This is a genomic window from Pseudarthrobacter sp. 902506025, assembly GCF_040702325.1.
GTDB lineage: Bacteria > Actinomycetota > Actinomycetes > Actinomycetales > Micrococcaceae > Arthrobacter.
The window spans coordinates 96,555-114,808 of record NZ_JBFBKW010000007.1 but is presented as its reverse complement, the minus strand read 5'-3'; the positions used below and the strand labels follow the sequence as shown (position 1 = coordinate 114,808).

The following is an 18,254-nucleotide window of genomic DNA, read 5'->3' as shown; positions in this document are numbered from 1 at the left end:
TCGCGCGGCTCCGCTGCAGGGAACCACGCGATTCAAAGGGATGCGCCCGGGCCGGTAGAATGGTAGAGCAAGCTCGCGGAGCGCCCGACCTCATGGTGAACCAACGCAGGTGACCCCCTTTGTCCCCGGCACCCCCGGTACGGCGTGAGACGGCACCACTCCGCTGCGCCCTTACCCAAGCTCACGCACAGGAGTTGCCGGATGCCCCGGATCGTTGTTGACGTCATGCCCAAGCCCGAGATTCTGGACCCCCAGGGGAAGGCAATCGTTGGCGCTCTCCCCCGGCTGGGCTTCACCAGCTTCAGCTCTGTCCGCCAGGGCAAGCGTTTCGAACTGACGGTCGACGGCGAGGTGACGGAGGAAATCCTGGCCCAGGCCCGCGACGCCGCCGAAACCCTCCTCTCCAACCCCGTGATCGAGGACGTCGTCAACGTCGAGGTCGTCGAGGCCTGAGATGACTGAACTTCCCCTGATCGGCGAAGCTGTCGCCGTCGCGGCGGAACCGCGCCTCGCCGGCGCCCGCATCGGCGTCGTCACCTTCCCCGGCACCCTTGACGACCGGGACGCTGCCCGCGCCGTGCGCCTCGCCGGTGCCACCGCCGTCGAACTCTGGCACGGCGACACCGAACTCGGCGACGTGGACGCCGTCGTGATTCCCGGCGGCTTCTCCTACGGCGACTACCTCCGTGCCGGCGCCATCGCCCGCTTCGCCCCGCTGATGTCCAAAATCATCGACGCCGCCAACTCCGACGCCAAGCTGCCCGTCCTGGGCATCTGCAACGGCTTCCAGATCCTCACCGAGTCGCACCTGCTGCCCGGCTCGATGATCAAGAACGACCACCTGAAGTTCCTCTGCCGCGACCAGGTGCTGCGCGTCGAGAACACCAACACCGCGTGGACGCTGGACTACCAGGCCGGCCAGGAAATCACCATCCCGCTGAAGAACCAGGACGGCCAGTACATCGCCGACGAAAAAACCCTGGACGCCCTTGAGGCCGAGGGCCGCGTCGTCTTCCGGTTCGTGGGCTTCAACCCGAACGGTTCCCGCCGGGATATCGCCGGCATCTCCAATGCCGCAGGCAACGTGGTGGGCCTCATGCCGCACCCGGAGCACGCCGTGGAACCGGGCTTCGGCCCCGAATCGCTGGACGGAATCGGCGGGTCCGACACCGACGGACTCGGTTTCTTCACCTCCGTACTGAACAAGATTGTGGGAGGCGACAAGTGACCACCGAAACCACCAAGAAGTTCAACATCGACACCGTCGAGAACGCTGCCAAGACCCCGGACACCGAGCTGCCCTGGGCCGAGCTCGGCCTGAAGCAGAACGAGTTCGACGAGATCGTCAAGGTCCTGGGCCGCCGCCCCACCGGCGCCGAACTGGCCATGTACTCCGTCATGTGGAGCGAGCACTGCTCCTACAAGTCCTCCAAGAACCACCTGCGCCAGTTCGGCCAGAAGGTCACCGAGGAAATGAAGAAGGACATGCTGGTGGGCATCGGCGAAAACGCCGGCGTGACCAACCTGGGGGACGGCTGGGCCGTGACCTTCAAGATCGAATCGCACAACTCGCCGTCGTTCGTTGAGCCCTACCAGGGCGCCGCGACCGGCATCGGCGGCATTGTCCGCGACATCATCTCCATGGGCGCCCGCCCGGTCGCCGTCATGGACCCGCTGCGCTTCGGCGCCATCGACCACCCGGACACCGCCCGTGTCATGCACGGCGCGGTTGCCGGCATCGGCGGCTACGGCAACTCCCTGGGCCTGCCCAACATCGGCGGCGAGATGGTCTTCGACTCCGTCTACCAGGGCAACCCGCTGGTCAACGCCCTGGCTGTCGGCGTCATGCGCCACGAGGATATCCGCCTGGCCAACGCCTCCGGCAAGGGCAACAAGGTGGTCCTGTTCGGTGCCCGCACCGGCGGCGACGGCATCGGCGGCGCCTCCGTGCTGGCCTCCGAGTCCTTTGACGACACCAAGCCCTCCAAGCGCCCCGCCGTCCAGGTGGGCGATCCCTTCGCCGAAAAGGTCCTCATCGAGTGCTGCCTGGAGCTCTTCAAGGGCTCCCTGGTGGAAGGCATCCAGGACCTCGGCGCCGCGGGCATCTCCTGCGCCACGTCGGAGCTTGCCTCCAATGGCGACGGCGGCATGCAGGTTGAGCTGACCTCCGTCCTGCTGCGCGACCCCACGCTGACCCCGGGCGAGATCCTGATGTCTGAGTCGCAGGAACGGATGATGGCCGTGGTCACGCCGGAGAACGTGGAAGCGTTCGAGGCCGTCATGGACAAGTGGGCGGTGGAGTACTCCTGGCTGGGCGAGGTGACCGATACCGGCCGCCTGATCATCACCTGGGAAGGCGACGTGATTGTCGACGTCGATCCCCGCACCGTGGCGCACGACGGCCCGGTCTACGACCGCCCGTTCGCCCGTCCCGAGTGGCAGGATTCCGTCCAGGCCGATACGTTCACCGGTTCCGTGCAGGACGCCGGCCGCCCGGCCGCCCCGGCCGAGCTCGCTGCGGGCGTGACCGAACTCGTGGCCTCACCGAACATGTGCTCCAAGGCCTGGATCACCAACCAGTACGACCGGTACGTCGGCGGCAACACCTCCATGGCGTTCCCCGACGACGCGGGCGTGGTCCGCGTTGACGAGGAGTCCGGCCTGGGCGTGGCCCTGGCCACGGATGCCAACGGCCGTTACACCTACCTGGACCCGTACCACGGCGCGCAGCTGGCACTGGCCGAGGCCTACCGCAACGTGGCCACCGCGGGTGCGATCCCCATGGCCGTCAGCGACTGCCTGAACTTTGGCTCCCCCGAGGACCCGGACGTCATGTGGCAGCTGGCCGAGGCAATCCGCGGCCTGTCCGATGCCTGCATGGTGCTGGGCATTCCGGTCACCGGCGGCAACGTCTCGCTGTACAACCAGACGGGCACCACGCCCATCCACCCCTCCCCCGTGGTGGCAGTGCTGGGCAAGCTCGACGACGTGGCCCGCCGCACGCCGTCGGGCTGGCGCGAGGACGGCCAGGCCATCTACCTGCTGGGCACAACAGGCGCCGAGCTGGACGGTTCCGAATGGGCCAACATGCGCGGCCACCTGGGCGGCCAGCCGCCCAAGGTCGACCTGGAGGCAGAACGCGCCCTGGGCGAGATCCTGATCAACGCTTCCCGCGACGGCATGATCGACGCCGCACACGACCTCTCCGAGGGCGGCCTCGCGGCTGCGCTGGTTGAGTCCTCGCTGCGCTACGGCGTGGGCGCCCGGATCGCGTTGCAGGACATCATGGACCGGGACGGCGTGGACCTGTTCACGGCGCTCTTCTCCGAGTCCCAGGGCCGCGCCATCGTGGGCGTCCCGCGGTCCGAGGAAGTCCGCTTCACGGACATGTGCACCGCCCGCGGCTTCGCGCACACCCGCATCGGCGTGGTGGACGCGGCCAGCGGCACGCTGGAGATCAACGGTGTGGAGAGCCTGTCCCTGGACGCCCTCCGTGAAGCCCACGAAGGGACGCTGCCGAAGTACTTCGGCTAGCCCCCCACCCCCACCCATCGACTGCTCCGTACTTGTCGTTTTGACCCGTCAGAACGACAAGTACGGAGCACTCGATTTTAAGAACCCCTTCGCCGGCCTGCGCCAGGGCAACAAGAACTTTGGCTGCGGCCGGTTTCGCATCGTTGACCATGTGGCGTTTGGAAATCCTGACCTCCGCCCACCCCAGGGCGGCGTACCGTTCAGAGCGCGTTATGTCCCTGGCGATCTGGCTTTCATCTCCGTGGTGCTCGCCCTCGTACTCGATTCCGATCCTGTATTTGCGGTAAGACATGTCCGGTTCATGGTGCCTGACGCCGTCCTCAGTGACGATCGGAACGTTCAGCTCGGGCTCGGGCAGGCCTGCGCGGACGATAGCGAGCCGGAGCATCGTTTCCTGGGCCGAATCCGATCCGACCCGGATGAGTTCCAGGGCCTCCTTGGCCTTCCGGAGGCCCCGCTTTCCCCGGTGCCTGTCGATGGTCCGCTGCAGGTCCCATATGCTGCACAGCGGCAAGTCGCGGCCCTCGAAGTCGGGGCGCGGAGCACGGACACAGGCATCCCCCATGGCCACGATTTCATCCACGGACAACAACTCGGCCATGTCGAGCCAGGTCCGGGCAGGCGTTGTCACCGGAATTCCGTTAAGTGTGGCAACCTCATCCTCAAACAGCTTCATGCGGTGCACGATGACATGGGGCCTGTCCAGGTGGGCTGCACCTTCGGGGCGGATGAGGTGGTAATCGTCAAAGGCCTCGTCCTGGCGCCGCTGCGGCAGCGAATGCAGCTCCGCAGCCGTCACGTGCGAGGCTGCACACAGCTCGTTGACCTCGATGAAGGGCCGAACCCGAACGCTTAAGGGGAACGCCGTCGTCGTGCCTTCCACCCTGATGCCCCGGCCACGGTATGTCAGCGACCCGTGCCGCCAGCGGCGCGGGGAGACTCCGGCAACCGAAGCGTCAACAAGAGTGAAGGGGCGTCCCCGGAGTTCCTCCGGCAGCGGGTGTGGGGTCTTCATCGATCCATGAGAGCAGAATCCGGACGACACCCGCAGAAGTTATCCACACCCTCCATCCATTGCTGAGCAGATGTCGTTTTGGCGCGTGAAAACGACAAGTTCTCAGCAATCGGCGGGTGGGCCCACGCCGCCAGGGTTCCCTGGCCGAGCTTGCGAGGCGAGTGTGGCGGTGGGGCTAGTCTTCGCTGTGGAGCTCGCGCTGTCGGGCGCTGAGCAGCTCGATCTCGGGCCGGCCGGCCACAAAGCGTTCGACGGCGGCCAGCACCTCCATGAGGTGTGGCCGGTCCGCCGCCACCAGGCCGACGCCGAGCTGCGAGCGCCGGTACTGGCTGTGGTCCCCTACCTCGGCGACCGACACCTCAAAGCGGCGTTTGAGCTCGGCCAGGAGCGGCCTGACGACGGACCGTTTCTCCTTCAGGCTGTGAACGTCGCCAAGGAGGATGTCGAACTCGATCCAGCCAATCCACATGGGCTCCGGACCTTCCCTACTCGATGGTGAGCTCGCCCATCCGGTCCCACCCGTCGCCGTCGAGCTGCCGGCTGACGATCCTGGGGGTTTCGGCGAGGGCCTGCGGCATGTCCGCCATGGCCTTCTTGAAGTGGTCGCTGTTCACGTGGTCGCCGGCGGCGTCGTCCTTGAAGGCTTCCACGAGGACGTATTCGTTGGGATCGTCCAGGCTGCGGGACCAGTCGAACCAGAGGTTGCCGGGTTCCTTCCGGGTGGCTTCGGTGAAGTCCGCCACGAGGGCCGGCCAGCGCTCGGACCACTCGGGCTTGACCTTGAACTTGACGACGATAAAGATCACTGGGATTTTCCTTCCGCGGCGAGACTGCGTGCCCCTTCAATGTACCGGGAAGTAACGTAGCGCTGCGCCGCACGGGTCACCACGCCGCCGGCCGCGTAGAACCAGTTGGCAGGCCTGCTGAACGCCCGGATCCGCAGCCATACTTCACCCTGGCTGTTGATCTCCACTTCAAAGGACTCCTCCCCTCGGGCAGGGTGTCCGGGCAGCGTCCCGTAGCCAAAACCCGCCGATTGCGGCACGCCGTCCGGCGTCGGCTCATGGACCCACACCACCTGGCAGGGGGCCGGCAGGCGGAAGGGCCCGACGCCGAATCCGCTCACCACGCGTGCGCCGGGGACCGCCTTTGGCGTGTCCGCGCGGACGCGCAGACCTGCCCGCCGCTGCAGCTCCCAGGCCAGGATGCCGTCCGCCACGCGACGGTAAACGTCCAGTCCGGTCCCCAGGCGTGTCTCCTCAAGGACACGGCCGTATCCTTCGGGAGCGCTGCCCTGTTCCGTGCCTCCCACTCCCGGGTAGTCCAGCCTGGCCGCGGCCCTGTCAGTCAATGCTGCCTTCCTTCCCGAGGCGCGCCCACCCCAGTTGTTCCTGCTGCTTCCCGCTCAATCCTGACACCACAAGGTCGTAGGAGTCCTCCACCATGTCCCTGACCATCCCGTCCGGCAACGAACCGTCGAGGCGGACACCGTTCCAATGGGTCTTGTTCATGTGCCATGCGCCGGTAATCGCCGGGTGCACCGCCCGCAGCTGCACGGCAAGGGCCGGTTCGCACTTCAGGTTCACGTAAAAGTCGTCCTCATCCATGGATGACACGCAAACAGCTTGGCCTCATGGCGGGTGCCGCCGGCAATGTGGGCCCGGACCTTGAAGACCGATGTTTCCGGTCCGAACGGAAAATCCTCGTAGGCTCCCGGAAACGAAAGGCAGATCGTCCGCAGCGCGTTTGGGTCCATGAAGGAAGCCTATAAAGCAGGCCTGCACGGTGCTAGTCTGCGAGGATGTCACGCGACCAGGGAGCCATACCTGTTCTGGATCTGAGTACCGCACGGCAGCCCTACGGGCCCTTCAGCCCGGAGTTCATCGAGCAGCTGCGGCATGCCACCCACGATGTGGGCTTCTTCCAAATTACCGGCTACGGGGGCCGCCCTGGCCAGGCAGAAGAGCTGCTGGACCTCCTCAGGCGCTTCTTCAACCTGCCGATTGAGGAGCGGATGAAGCTGGACAACCGGCTGTCCCCGCACTTCCGCGGCTACACCCGGATGGGCACCGAAATGACCCAGGGCCGGGCGGATGCGAGGGAGCAGATCGACTACTCCCCCGAACGTGAGCCGGTGAAGGACTATCCGGAGGACCAGCCCTACTGGCTGCTGCAGGGGCCCAACCTCTGGCCGGACGAGGCGTTCCCCGGGCTCAGGCCTGCCGCCATGGAGTGGGCCGAACTCATGTCGGAGGTAGGGATGGAGCTGCTGCGGGCCATCGCGGTGTCGCTGCAGCTGCCGGAGGACTACTTCGATGAACCGTTCCGGGACACCCCGGCGTGGATGGGCAAGCTGGTGCACTACGTGGGCGGCGTGGTGGAAGCCGCCGGTGACCAGGGTGTCGGTTCGCACGCCGACTACGGGTTCGTGACCCTCCTGCTCCAGGACGGCGTGGGCGGCCTGGAAGTACTGCCGCCCGGCACCAGCCAGTGGTTGCCCGTGGAGCCCCTTCCGGGAGCCCTGGTGGTGAACCTCGGCGAGATGCTGGAGGTAGCCACGGAGGGATACCTCGCAGCCACTGTCCACCGCGTCCAGGCCCCGCCGCCGGGCGTGGACCGCTACTCGGTACCGTTCTTCTGGTCGCCCCGGCTCGATGCGGTCATCGAACCGGTTCCGCTGGCTTCCGGGCTGAAGGCGGCGGCCCGGGGCATCACGGACGATCCCGCCAACCCGCTGCTGGCTTCCTTCGGCATGAACATGCTCAAGGGCCGCATGCGCGCACACCCTGACGTCACGGAGCGGCACTATCCTCACTTGTTGCAGGGCCGGAGCTGATTAACTGCCGGAGCCGCTGAAGCTCTACAGGTTGTACTTCCAGGCGAGCTGCGCCGGGCAGGCGTTCATCACCACGTCGAGGCCGGCCGCCTTGGCGCGCTCCGCCGCCGCCTCATCGATGACGCCCAGCTGCAGCCAGACGGCTTTGGCCCCCACGGCAATGGCCTGGTCGACCACGCTGCCCACCTTCTGCGAATTCACAAAGCAATCCACGACGTCGATGGGCTGCTTTTCCGCCGGGATGCCGGCCAGCGTGCGGTACCCGGTTTCGCCGTGGACAGCATCGCCGGGCAGGTTGACGGGAATGATGTCCATGCCAAGCTTGTCGCGGATAAAGAGCGAAACATCGTAGGCTGCGCGCCACTCATTGGTGGTGAGGCCGACGATGGCCCAGCGGCCCTTGGTTCGCATGAGGCGTTCAATGACTGCAGGATCGTTCGTGTGGCCCATGGGATCAGCCTACGCGCCATGCCCGGGCTCGTGGAGTGTCGAATAAAAGAACGATCTCCATTCGCTGACGGACGCGTGAACGAATATTACGCGGCAGACGCGAGAGTTTGCTCTCGCCGATTCATTGCTGTGTAGTGGTCTTTGACCATCCCGAGCGGCCGAGAGACCTGGATCGATGACGCCGCAGCAACCCTGGTCGCCGGACGCGCCCCAACGCCCCGGCGATAGCAAGGACCGCAGCCGCGGGTATCCGGAACTGACCACTCCGGACGGCTGGCTCCGTAGGGTGCTACTGCCAGGACCGATGGAGTGATCCTATGACCGCAGTTTTGTCGCCCCTGCCAGCCGGGGCGGGCACCGCCCACGCGCCAGCCCTTCCGGTGTCCTTCCGGGGCCTGCGCCGCACATTCGGTACCGGTTCCGCTGCCCACACCGTCCTGCGGGACGTGACCTTCGATGTGGCAGCGGGAGAGGTGCTGGCCATCCTGGGACCCTCCGGTTGCGGAAAGTCCACCCTCCTGCGCGCCACCGCCGGCCTGGATTATCCAAGCGCGGGGTCGGTAGTCATCGAGGACACCCCCGTGCATGGCATCGATCCCCGGTGCGCCTTCGCCTTCCAGGAGCCCCGGCTGCTTCCCTGGCATACCCTGCAGGCCAACGTCGCCATCGGACTGCCTGCCGGAACCAGCGCGAAAGAAGGCAAAGCCAAGGTGGCGCGGCTCCTGGAACTCGTGGGGCTCCAGGACTTCGCCAAACATCGTCCCCGCGAGGTGTCCGGCGGCATGGCGCAGCGCACGTCGCTTGCCCGGGCCCTGGCCCGGAACCCCGGGGTCCTGCTGCTCGACGAACCCTTCGGCGCGCTGGACGCCCTCACCCGCATCAAGATGCAGGACCTGCTCCTGGACATCCACCGGGAAGAGCCCACCACCGTCCTGCTGGTGACCCATGACGTTGACGAAGCCCTTCAGCTCGCCGACCGCATCATCGTCCTGGGTCCCGACGCCGCCGGCGCAGGCGCCACCATCGTCAGGACCATCAAGGTGCCCGGCAGCCGGCCGCGAGAGCGTGCCTCCGCGGAACTCGCGCACCTGCGCAGTTCGCTGCTTGAGACGCTGGGCGTCGACGGGCACTAAGCGCCCCTGACACCTCCGGGACCGCCACCGCCCCCGGTTGGTGCCTGCCGCCGTCGTACTTCACGCTCCACTCCCCGGCACCCGGCCGGCCGCTTCTTCTCCGCACCGTTCCATCACCCGCTTCCAAAGGAAACCCATGCCGCACGCATTGCCCATCACCCGCCGTTCAATCCTTGGCGCAGCAGCCCTTGCTGCCTCCGCGGTCCTGGCACTCACAGGCTGCGTCGCCGGGGAAGGCTCCTCCGGCAGCGCGGCAGCGGCCGGTAGTAGCAAAGGCGGAACGCTCAACATCGACTTCGCCACCTACAACCCGCTGAGCCTGGTCATCAAGAAGCAGGGCTGGCTCGAGGCCAGCCTCAAAGACCAGGGCGTCACCGTGAACTGGGTTCAGTCCGCAGGCTCCAACAAAGCCAACGAAGCCCTCCGCTCCGGCGCCATCGACGTAGGTTCCACCGCCGGATCCGCAGCGCTGCTGGCCCGGGCCAACGGCTCGGAAATCAAGACCATCGACATCTACTCCCAGCCCGAGTGGGCGGCCCTGGTGGCACCCGCCGGCTCGGACATCTCCTCCGTGGCCGACCTCAAGGGCAAGTCCGTGGCCGCCACCAAGGGCACCGACCCCTATTTCTTCCTGCTCCAGGCACTCGAGCAGGCCGGCCTCAAGCCCGGTGACGTGACCGTCCAGAACCTGCAGCACGCGGACGGCCGCACCGCCCTGGAAAACGGCTCGGTCCAGGCCTGGTCCGGGCTGGACCCCATCATGGCCGGGGCGGAGCAGAAGGGCGCCAAGCTGTTCTACCGCAACCTGGACTTCAACACCTACGGCTTCCTGAACGCCACCGAATCGTTCCTCAAGAACAAACCTGAGCTGGCCCAGGCCGTGGTGAACGCCTATGAAAAGGCGCGCGCATGGGCGGCGCAGAACCCGGACCAGACCGCCCAGATCCTGGCCGACGTAGCCGGACTGGACCTCGCCGTGGCTAAGACCGTGGTTTTGGAGCGAAGCAACCTGGACGTGGACCCCGCGCCCGGTGACGCGCAGCGCAAAGTATTGGAGAAGATCGGCCCCACCTTCGTGGAAACAGGTGACGTCAAAACGCAGAAGCAGATTGACGACGCCGTGGGCTCCCTTCTCGACGACTCGCTGGTGAAGAAGGCTGATCCGTCAGCCATCAAGGCCTCCTGATGAGCTACCCAGGAGAGCCGAAGACCACCAGCGGCAGTGTTGCGGACAGGCGTGCTGCAGCCGCCGCCGCAACCGCGGCAGACGCCGCCCAGACGGGCGCCGCTACGGCATCCGCTCCGGCACCGGGATGGTCTCCCGCCGGAGTCCGTTCCAGGAACTGGGCGCGTCTGCCCCTTGGCCTCATCATTCCCGTTGCGCTGCTGGCAGCATGGCAGGTGGCCTCCACGAACGGTATGTTCACCGTGGTCCAGCTGCCTCCGCCCGCCATGGTGCTGGCTGCTGCCGGCGAGCTCGTGGAACGCGGCGAGCTGGGCACCCACATCGCCATCTCCACCCAGCGGGTCCTCATCGGGTTCCTGGTGGGAGCCGTCCTGGGCCTGGTCGTGGGCGCCACCGTGGGCCTGTCCAAACTGGCCGACGCCCTGCTGGCACCCACCATCGGCGCACTGCGCGCGGTGCCGTCGCTCGCCTGGGTGCCGCTGCTGATCCTGTGGATGAAGATCGGCGAGGACTCCAAGGTCACCCTCATCATCATCGGCGCGTTCTTCCCGGTGTTCACCACCGTGTCCCTGGCACTGCGCCACGTGGACCGGAACCTGGTGGAAGCCGCCCGCGCTTTCGGCCTGAAGGGGGTGCGGCTGCTGACCACCGTGCAGCTTCCCGCGGTGGTCCCCGCAGTGTTCTCGGGGCTGCGCCTGGCCCTGGCCCAGGCCTGGCTTTTCCTGGTGGCCGCTGAGCTGATCGCTTCCTCCATGGGCCTGGGCTTCCTATTGATCGACTCGCAAAACAACGGCCGAACTGACCGGCTGCTCCTGGCCATCGTGATGCTCGCCGTCATTGGAAAAATTACCGATGCCCTGCTGGGCCTGGCTGAAAAATGGGCGGTGAAACGATGGGCTTAAGCGCCGCTGAAACGATGGACCTGAACGCGGGGGTCCACCCTGACAATGTTGCCTTTTGGGAGCAGCAGGCGCTGCGTCTGGACTGGGACACACCGTGGCACACGGCGCACCGCTGGCTTCCGGCAGACCCGGAGGCTGCCCGCGGCCCGGAGATCACCTGGTTCGAGGGCGGCACGCTCAACGTCGCCGCCAACTGCGTGGACCGCCACGTGGCGGCCGGCCGCGGCGCCAAGGTGGCCCTCCACTTCGAAGGTGAGCCGGGCGACCGCAGGTCCATCACGTACGCCGAACTCCAGCGCGAGGTGGCCAAAGCCGCCAATGCGCTCCTGGCCCTGGGCATCACCAAGGGTGACCGCGTGGTCATCTACCTCCCGGTCATCCCCGAGACAGTCATCATCACGCTCGCCGTGGCCCGGATCGGCGCGATCCACTCCCTGGTGTTCGGCGGTTTCTCGGCCGAAGCGCTGAAGTTCCGGGTAGAGGACACCGGCGCCAAGCTCCTGGTCACCACCGACGGCCAGTTCCGCCGCGGCGTGGCCGTTCCCGTGAAGGACAACGCGGACGCCGCCGTCGCCGGGGACAACGCCATCGAGCACATCCTGGTGGTCAACCGCACCACCCCTGCCAACGGCCTGGCCGCCGTCTCCATGACCGCAGGCCGCGACGTGTGGTGGCATGACGTCGTCGGAAACGCCCCGGACGTCCACGAGCCGGAGGCGTTTGACGCCGAGACGCCGCTGTTCATCATGTACACGTCCGGCACCACCGGAAAGCCCAAGGGGCTGGTGCACACCTCCGGCGGCTACCTGACGCAGGCTTCGTGGAGCTTCGAGCACCTGTTCAGCAACCCGGATCCGGCCCTCCGCGACCACGACGTGCACTGGTGCACGGCCGACCTCGCCTGGGTCACGGCCCACACCTACGAAATCTACGGCCCGCTGTCCAACGGCGTGACGCAGGTGATCTTCGAAGGCACTCCCAACACCCCGCACCCGGGCCGGCATTTTGAGGTCATCGAACGCTACGGCGTAACCCAGTACTACACGGCACCCACCCTGGTCCGGTCCCTCATGGGCTGGTTCCCGGACGGCGTCCCGGACACCTACGACCTGTCCTCCATCCGCCTGCTGGGGACCGTGGGGGAAGCGGTCAACCCCGAGGCCTGGCGCTGGCTGCGGAACAACGTGGGCGCCGGCACTGCACCGGTGGTGGACACGTGGTGGCAGTCCGAAACCGGGGCCACCATCCTCTCCCCCGCGCCGACGGACAGCAGCTTCAAGCCCGGCTGCGCCGCCCGTCCCCTGCCGGGAGTCAGCACCAGGATCGTGGACGACGGCGGCAACACCGTTGCGCCGGGCGTACAGGGAAACATCGTGGTTGACTCCCCCGGACCCGCCATCGCCCGCACCGTCTGGGGCAACCCGCGCCGCTACTTCGACTCCTACTGGAGCAAGTACGCGGACCAGGGCTGGTTCCTCGCAGGCGACGGCGCCAAGTACGACGCCGACGGCGACATCTGGATCCTGGGCCGCGTGGATGACACCCTGAACGTCTCCGGCCACCTGCTCTCCACCATCGAGATCGAGTCCGCCCTGGTGTCGCACCCGGACGTGGTGGAGGCCGGCGTCTGCCCGGTGGCGGATCCGAAGACCGGCCACGCGGTGGTGGCCTTCGTCGTGCTGAAGGCCGGGGCCCCGGCTGACTGTATCGACGAGCTCCGCAACCACGTGGCCAAGGAGATCGGCCCCATCGCCAAGCCACGCGACGTCGTCGTGGTTCCCGATGTCCCCAAGACCCGCAGCGGCAAGATCATGCGCCGGCTGCTCACCCAGCTGTTCGAGGGAACTGCGCTGGGCGACACAACCTCCCTCCAGAACGAACCGGCCATCGCCGGTATCCAGGACGTCCTGCGCCAGCGGGCCCTACCGAAGGAAAATTCATGACCGAGATCAGCAACGTCGCACGACTCTCCGAACCGCTCAAGTTCGCCTACTGGGTGCCCAACGTCTCCGGCGGCCTGGTGGTATCCACCATCGAACAGCGCACCGGCTGGGACTTCGACTACAACAAAAAACTGGCGCGCATCGCCGAGGAGTCCGGCTTCGAATATGCCCTGACGCAGACGCGCTACGCCGCCTCCTACGGCGCGGACAAGCAGCACGAGGCGACGTCGTTCAGCCTGGCCCTGTTGGCCGCCACGGAGCGCCTGAAGGTCATCGCCGCGGTCCACCCGGGCATGTGGCACCCGGGCGTGCTGGCGAAGTACATCATCACCGCCGACCACATCTCCAACGGCCGTGCCGCCGTCAACATCGTCTCCGGCTGGCTGAAGAGCGAGTTCACCAACTTCGGCCTGGAGTGGCTGGAGCACGACGAGCGCTACGTCCGCACCGAGGAATTCATCAACGTCCTGCGCGGCCTGTGGACCGAAAAGGAGTACAGCCAGTCCGGCAAGTACTACAACATCACCGACTTCACCCTGAACCCCGCCCCGGTGGACGTCCCCGGCCGCGCCCACCCCGAGATCTTCTTCGGTGGAAACTCGACGGCGGCCCAGGCCACCGCGGGCCGCGTGGCGGACTGGTACTTCTCCAATGGCAAGGACCTTGAGGGTTTCAAGGACAACATCGCCGGCGTCGTCGCCTCTGCCGGCGAGGCCCGCCGCGGCACTGCCGGCCAGTTGGCCGCTCCCCGTTTCGGGCTGAACGGCTTCGTCATTGCGCGCGACTCGGAGAAGGAGGCCCGGGACACCCTGCGCGAGATCGTGGAAAAGGCGCACAAGCCCGCCGTCCAGGGGTTCCGGGACGCGGTGCAGGAGGCCGGTGCCGCCACCAAGGACGGCAAGGGCATGTGGGCGGATTCCACGTTCGAGGACCTGATCCAATACAACGACGGCTTCAAGACCCAGCTGATCGGCACCCCGGAGCAGATCGCCGAACGGATCGTCGAATACAAGAAGATCGGCGTGAACCTGTTCCTCACCTGCTACCTGCACTTCCAGGAGGAGGTGGCCGCATTCGGCCGGGACATCCTGCCGATCGTCCGGGAGCTTGAGGCGGACCTGGCCCGCAAGCACGGCACGGAACTCGACCTCTCAATCACTCCCGCCGCCCAGGCGGTGGCTGTCTGATGGCTGAGCGTACTTTCGGTTTCCGCACCCGCGCCCTGCACGCCGGCGGCACCCCTGACGCCGAACACGGCGCCCGTGCCGTTCCCATCTACCAGACCACGTCCTTCGTCTTCAAAGACACCAACGACGCCGCCAACCTGTTCGCACTGCAGAAGTACGGCAACATCTACTCCCGCATCGGCAACCCCACTGTCGCGGCGTTCGAGGAGCGCATCGCGTCCCTCGAGGGCGGCATCGGAGCGGTCGCGACGGCGTCGGGCATGGCAGCGGAGTTCATCACCTTCGCCGCCCTGACGCAGGCAGGCGACCACATCGTGGCAGCCTCCCAGCTGTACGGCGGCACGGTGACCCAGCTGGACGTGACCCTGCGCCGGTTCGGCGTGGACACCACGTTCGTGCCCGGAACCGACCCTGCCGACTACGCCGCGGCGGTCCGGGACAACACCAAGGCCATCTTCGTGGAGGTGGTGGCCAACCCGTCGTCGGAGGTCCAGGACCTGGCGGGGCTGGCAAAGGTGGCGCACGACGCCGGCATCCCCTTGGTCGTCGACGCCACCTTGAGCACGCCGTACCTGGTGCGGCCCATCGAGCACGGGGCGGACATCGTGATCCACTCCGCCACGAAGTTCCTGGGCGGCCACGGCACCACACTCGGTGGCGTGGTGGTGGAAAGCGGCCGGTTCAACTGGGGCAACGGCAAGTTCCCCACCATGACCGAGCCCGTGGCTTCCTACGGCAACGTCTCCTGGTGGGGCAACTTCGGTGAGTATGGCTTCCTCACCAAGCTGCGCAGCGAGCAGCTGCGCGACATCGGCCCGGCCCTCTCGGCGCAGTCGGCGTTCCAGCTGCTCCAGGGCGTTGAGACACTGCCGCAGCGGCTGGACGAGCACCTGAAGAACGCGCGGGCCGTGGCCGAGTGGCTGGAAAACGATGACAGGGTGGCTTACGTCAACTACTCCGGGTTGCCCTCCCACCCGCACTACGACAGGGCACGGAAGTACTTGCCGCTGGGCCCCGGGTCGGTCTTTTCGTTCGGGGTCAAGGGTGGGCGCGCCGCAGGGCAGAAGTTCATCGAGTCCCTGCAGCTGGCCTCCCACCTGGCCAACGTGGGTGACTCCCGGACCCTCGTCATCCACCCCGGCTCCACCACCCACCAGCAGCTCAGCGCAGCCCAGCTGGAATCCGCGGGCGTGCCGGAGGACCTGGTCCGCATCTCGGTGGGCCTCGAGGATATCGAGGACATCCTGTGGGATCTGGACCAGGCACTCACCGAAGCCTCCAACGCCGCGGCCCGGGACGCCGCCGTCGCCCAAGAACCCGCAGGCGCCTGCACGATCGGAGCAAACGCATGAGCACCGCCGAACGCACCTGGTCCGGCCCGTCGGCACCTGAGCGGCTGGCCCTGCTCCGGCAGGCGAAATCCATTGCCATTGTTGGAGCCTCTGACAAGCCGTCGCGGGCCAGCTACTTTGTGGCCACGTACCTGCTGTCCTCCACCCGCTACAAGGTGTATTTCGTGAACCCGGTGGTCAAGGAGATCCTGGGCCAGCCCACGTATGCGTCCCTGGCGGACCTGCCGGAGAGCCCGGACATCGTCGACGTGTTCCGCAAGCATGACGACCTTCCGGGCGTCCTGGACGAGGCCGTGGCCGCCGGTGCCAAAACACTCTGGCTGCAACTGGGTTCCTGGCACGAAGGCGTCGCTGCAGGCGCGGAAGCCGCGGGGCTCAACGTGGTGATGGACCGCTGCGTGAAGATCGAGCACGCGCGCTTCCACGGCGGACTCCACCTGGCCGGCTTCGATACCGGCGTGATTTCCTCCAAGCGCCAGGTCATGGCCTGACCGCGACTGCATGAGGCGACAGCGGGTCCGTCCGACGGGCCCGCTGTTGCTGTGTTTCGGCTATTTCGCCGGAGACGTGGGCTTGGGCCCGGCTCCCTGTCCTGCCGCCTGGGAGCCTGTTTGGCCCTGTCCCGGCATTGCGTTGGCCGCGGAGCCCGGCGCCTTTAGTGCCTCGGCGGCTGCATCCCCGGCTGACGGCCCGGTGCTGGCCGCCGGGAGTCCGGCCTTCGGCGGCCCGGAAGCCCCTTGCCCTGCCGGCATCCCGTCCGTCGCGGCGCCGGGATTCTCCTTGCCCCTGCCAAGTCCATTGCCCTGCAAAGAAGTCCCGGGAGCCGCGGGCGTGCACGCTTCGGCGCCGGCCTCGTGTTTGACCGGGCCGACGCACGGCGGGAACCCGGTGTGCGCCCGTCCCGTGTGGCGGGAGGAGCCGGCAGGATCCCGAAGGAGGCTGGAGGCAAGGTTTGCGGCATCGGCGGGCCCACCGGGTGCAGGTGAGCCGGCAGCGGCAAGGTCCCCGTCGGAAGCCACCTGGGGGCCCCGATAGCTGTAACCGGCGGCGGACGGTTCCCCCGCTGTACCGTTCCAGGGCGCCCAATCCTCCAGCAGGTGCTCCACGGGGCTGGTTCCGGAAGTGCTGGAGCTGGCGGCTACCCCGCCCACACCCAGCCCCATCCCGGCCACCAGCACCAGGCCCAGCGCGGTGGGGCGGTGCCGCCGGCGGCGGCGGCGGGCCAGTTCGTCCCCAGGCAGCGCATCGGGCTGTCCAGTGGCCTGTACACCGGGCTGTTCCGGCACCTCTTCAGCTGCCTGTTCAGCTGCTTCCCCGCCCGGTTCCCCTGCCGTGAGCAGTGCGGCAAGCTCACCGCTGGGTTCCGGCGCGGGCAGCGAAGCCAGGGTGCCCAGCGACAGCAGGGCGTTGCGAAGGTCCGCATCCAGCTGGCAGCCGGCGTCCAGCAGCATGTCATCAACAAGGGCGGCGCGGTTTTCCGGGGCGGGTGTCATGGCGCTAGGTACTCCTTCACTGCGGCGAGTTCCCGGAGTTTCAACAATGCGCGCCGCTGAAGCTGCTTCACCGAACCGGCGCTCTTTTCCATGGTCTCGGCCGTCTGTTCCACTGTGAGGCCTCCCACCAGGCGCAGCGACAGGACGTCCCGCTGGTCCTGCGGCAGACCATCCAGCAGCGTCAGGACCTCCTGGGGCGAAATGCGCTGCAGGGCTTCCTTTTCCGCTGAGGTGTCTACCCGCTGGTCGAGCTCGGGCTCGAAGGGCAGCTTGACCGGGGTCCGGCTTTGCCGCCGGTGGTCATCCACCATGCGGGCGTGGGCAACGGAGAAGATAAAAGTCCGCAGGCCGGATTCGCCGCCGTGCACGGTGTGGAGGCGGGGCAGCACGGAAAGGAACACTTCCTGCATGGCGGCCTCCGGATCCTCGACTCCCCGGGCTGTGAGGTAGCCCAGCACCTGTGATGCGTAGGTCTTGTAGACAAGGCTGAAGGCGGCAGTCCCGGAAAGCGGCTGGTCCGGAGCCTCGTCTGTCTGTGCATCGGTCACTGACGTAGTGCTTTCCGTCAAAGAAGGGTGTTGGCAAGGCGGGCGCTCAGTACATCCGGAACGCTGCCCTTACTTTACCCTCAGGTAACCACCCCGCCGGAACCGCCACGACGCCGGCAACAGGGCCGGTGCCGGGCCAGGCGGGTGCAGCCACCCTTGCGGAAAGACAAAAGAGCCGGCCTGGAACGTGATGGGGGACAGGTTCCAGACCGGCACTTCATAGGGGTAATCGCCGGGGACCCCCAAAGGGTTACGCGCTTTCAAAAAAACTTGTGAGAATTTCCTTCCCCGCCTGTCAGCGGGCTGCTGCCCTGGTCCACCGGGGTGCCGTGGCATGCCGGCGCGGCGCATTGGCCAGCGCAAAGGCGTGCCGCGTGGAGGGCGCGCGTTCTTCTCCGCACACGGGCACGACGGCGGCGGGCAGCCCGGCCGGAACAGCGGCAGCAGCCGCAGCGGGTTCAGCCGCGGGACGGGCTACGGTTCCGGCGGGACACAGGTCGGTGACCAGGCCCGTGCCGGCACATTCACGCACCGCGGCGATCCCTGCCGCCACAGCGGCCTTGTCCTCGAAGGGGCCGGAGACGGCGATAACGGCCCCGTCCGGAGCCAGGAGACGGAACCGGAAAAACGAATCAGCGTCGACGAATGCTTCAAATTTTCCGGCCATGACGATCC

The 18,254-nt window shown here is 67.1% G+C and carries 19 protein-coding genes and 1 pseudogene; 11 read left to right on the top strand and 9 right to left on the bottom strand.

The genetic code is table 11. From position 1 onward, the window contains the following. Positions 1-201 precede the first annotated feature (201 nt). The 3 genes from purS to purL are packed head-to-tail and all read left to right on the top strand — an operon-like array spanning position 202 to position 3,534. Positions 202-453, top strand: coding sequence for a phosphoribosylformylglycinamidine synthase subunit PurS (gene purS, locus AB0280_RS14120; protein ID WP_015935902.1), 252 nt, complete (start codon positions 202-204; stop codon positions 451-453). A 1-nt stretch (position 454) separates the two neighbouring features. Then, a complete protein-coding gene (gene purQ, locus AB0280_RS14115; protein ID WP_366367567.1) occupies positions 455-1,228 on the top strand; it encodes a phosphoribosylformylglycinamidine synthase subunit PurQ in 774 nt (257 codons plus the stop codon). After that, positions 1,225-3,534: a phosphoribosylformylglycinamidine synthase subunit PurL gene (gene purL, locus AB0280_RS14110; protein ID WP_366367566.1), complete on the top strand. Its 2,310-nt coding sequence runs from the start codon at positions 1,225-1,227 to the stop codon at positions 3,532-3,534. Before purQ ends, purL begins: the two co-directional genes overlap by 4 nt. On the opposite strand, the gene AB0280_RS14105 is transcribed toward purL, so the two are convergent. The 5 genes and pseudogenes from AB0280_RS14105 to AB0280_RS14085 all read right to left on the bottom strand — a co-directional run bounded on the left by AB0280_RS14105 (position 3,458) and on the right by AB0280_RS14085 (position 6,305). Continuing rightward, on the bottom strand, positions 3,458-4,549 hold the full coding sequence (locus tag AB0280_RS14105; protein ID WP_366367564.1) for a hypothetical protein: 1,092 nt from the start codon (positions 4,547-4,549) through the stop codon (positions 3,458-3,460). The genes purL and AB0280_RS14105 overlap by 77 nt on opposite strands. A 175-nt stretch (positions 4,550-4,724) precedes the next feature. Next, positions 4,725-5,018 carry a DUF503 domain-containing protein gene (locus AB0280_RS14100; protein ID WP_307487809.1) on the bottom strand — a complete coding sequence of 98 codons (294 nt, stop codon included), beginning with the start codon at positions 5,016-5,018 and terminating at the stop codon, positions 4,725-4,727. Between the two features lie 16 nt (positions 5,019-5,034). Next, positions 5,035-5,355 (bottom strand): putative quinol monooxygenase, encoded by a 321-nt coding sequence (locus AB0280_RS14095; RefSeq protein ID WP_307487807.1) that lies wholly within the window; start codon positions 5,353-5,355, stop codon positions 5,035-5,037. Continuing rightward, positions 5,352-5,900, bottom strand: coding sequence for a DUF1990 family protein (locus AB0280_RS14090; RefSeq protein WP_307487805.1), 549 nt, complete (start codon positions 5,898-5,900; stop codon positions 5,352-5,354). The genes AB0280_RS14095 and AB0280_RS14090 overlap by 4 nt, the downstream gene beginning before the upstream one ends. Next, positions 5,893-6,305, bottom strand: a pseudogene (locus AB0280_RS14085) (MmcQ/YjbR family DNA-binding protein). The gene AB0280_RS14090 and the pseudogene AB0280_RS14085 overlap by 8 nt, the downstream one beginning before the upstream one ends. Positions 6,306-6,350: 45 nt before the next feature. Here AB0280_RS14085 and AB0280_RS14080 point away from each other — a divergent pair. Next, a complete protein-coding gene (locus AB0280_RS14080; RefSeq protein ID WP_307487800.1) occupies positions 6,351-7,385 on the top strand; it encodes an isopenicillin N synthase family dioxygenase in 1,035 nt (344 codons plus the stop codon). A 24-nt stretch (positions 7,386-7,409) separates the two neighbouring features. On the opposite strand, the gene AB0280_RS14075 is transcribed toward AB0280_RS14080, so the two are convergent. Further along, positions 7,410-7,835, bottom strand: a complete 426-nt coding sequence (locus tag AB0280_RS14075) for a CoA-binding protein (RefSeq protein ID WP_307487798.1) — start codon at positions 7,833-7,835, stop codon at positions 7,410-7,412. 317 nt (positions 7,836-8,152) lie between these two features. Here AB0280_RS14075 and AB0280_RS14070 point away from each other — a divergent pair, with 317 nt between their 5' ends. The 7 genes from AB0280_RS14070 to AB0280_RS14040 all read left to right on the top strand — a co-directional run bounded on the left by AB0280_RS14070 (position 8,153) and on the right by AB0280_RS14040 (position 16,029). Then, positions 8,153-8,968 (top strand): ABC transporter ATP-binding protein, encoded by an 816-nt coding sequence (locus AB0280_RS14070; protein ID WP_307487796.1) that lies wholly within the window; start codon positions 8,153-8,155, stop codon positions 8,966-8,968. Positions 8,969-9,104: 136 nt separating this feature from the next. Continuing rightward, the gene (locus AB0280_RS14065; protein ID WP_307487794.1) at positions 9,105-10,154 is read left to right on the top strand and encodes an aliphatic sulfonate ABC transporter substrate-binding protein; all 1,050 of its coding nucleotides are present in this window, start codon (positions 9,105-9,107) and stop codon (positions 10,152-10,154) included. Continuing rightward, on the top strand, positions 10,154-11,056 hold the full coding sequence (locus tag AB0280_RS14060; protein ID WP_307487792.1) for an ABC transporter permease: 903 nt from the start codon (positions 10,154-10,156) through the stop codon (positions 11,054-11,056). Before AB0280_RS14065 ends, AB0280_RS14060 begins: the two co-directional genes overlap by 1 nt. Continuing rightward, on the top strand, positions 11,047-12,999 hold the full coding sequence (gene acs, locus AB0280_RS14055) for an acetate--CoA ligase (RefSeq protein ID WP_366367560.1): 1,953 nt from the start codon (positions 11,047-11,049) through the stop codon (positions 12,997-12,999). The genes AB0280_RS14060 and acs overlap by 10 nt, the downstream gene beginning before the upstream one ends. Beyond that, entirely contained in the window at positions 12,996-14,186 is a 1,191-nt protein-coding gene (gene sfnG, locus AB0280_RS14050; protein WP_224024721.1) for a dimethylsulfone monooxygenase SfnG, read from the top strand. The genes acs and sfnG overlap by 4 nt, the downstream gene beginning before the upstream one ends. Next, the gene (locus AB0280_RS14045) at positions 14,186-15,538 is read left to right on the top strand and encodes an O-acetylhomoserine aminocarboxypropyltransferase/cysteine synthase family protein (RefSeq protein ID WP_307487788.1); all 1,353 of its coding nucleotides are present in this window, start codon (positions 14,186-14,188) and stop codon (positions 15,536-15,538) included. Before sfnG ends, AB0280_RS14045 begins: the two co-directional genes overlap by 1 nt. Beyond that, entirely contained in the window at positions 15,535-16,029 is a 495-nt protein-coding gene (locus AB0280_RS14040) for a CoA-binding protein (RefSeq protein ID WP_214944045.1), read from the top strand. Before AB0280_RS14045 ends, AB0280_RS14040 begins: the two co-directional genes overlap by 4 nt. 60 nt (positions 16,030-16,089) lie before the next feature. Here the strand turns inward: AB0280_RS14040 and AB0280_RS14035 are convergent, their stop codons facing one another. The 3 genes from AB0280_RS14035 to AB0280_RS14025 form a co-directional block, all read right to left on the bottom strand. After that, positions 16,090-17,031 carry a hypothetical protein gene (locus tag AB0280_RS14035; protein WP_307487785.1) on the bottom strand — a complete coding sequence of 314 codons (942 nt, stop codon included), beginning with the start codon at positions 17,029-17,031 and terminating at the stop codon, positions 16,090-16,092. Continuing rightward, a complete protein-coding gene (locus AB0280_RS14030; protein WP_364399031.1) occupies positions 17,028-17,579 on the bottom strand; it encodes an RNA polymerase sigma factor in 552 nt (183 codons plus the stop codon). The genes AB0280_RS14035 and AB0280_RS14030 overlap by 4 nt, the downstream gene beginning before the upstream one ends. 295 nt (positions 17,580-17,874) lie before the next feature. Further along, positions 17,875-18,246, bottom strand: coding sequence for a YegP family protein (locus AB0280_RS14025; RefSeq protein WP_159633548.1), 372 nt, complete (start codon positions 18,244-18,246; stop codon positions 17,875-17,877). Positions 18,247-18,254 lie beyond the last annotated feature (8 nt).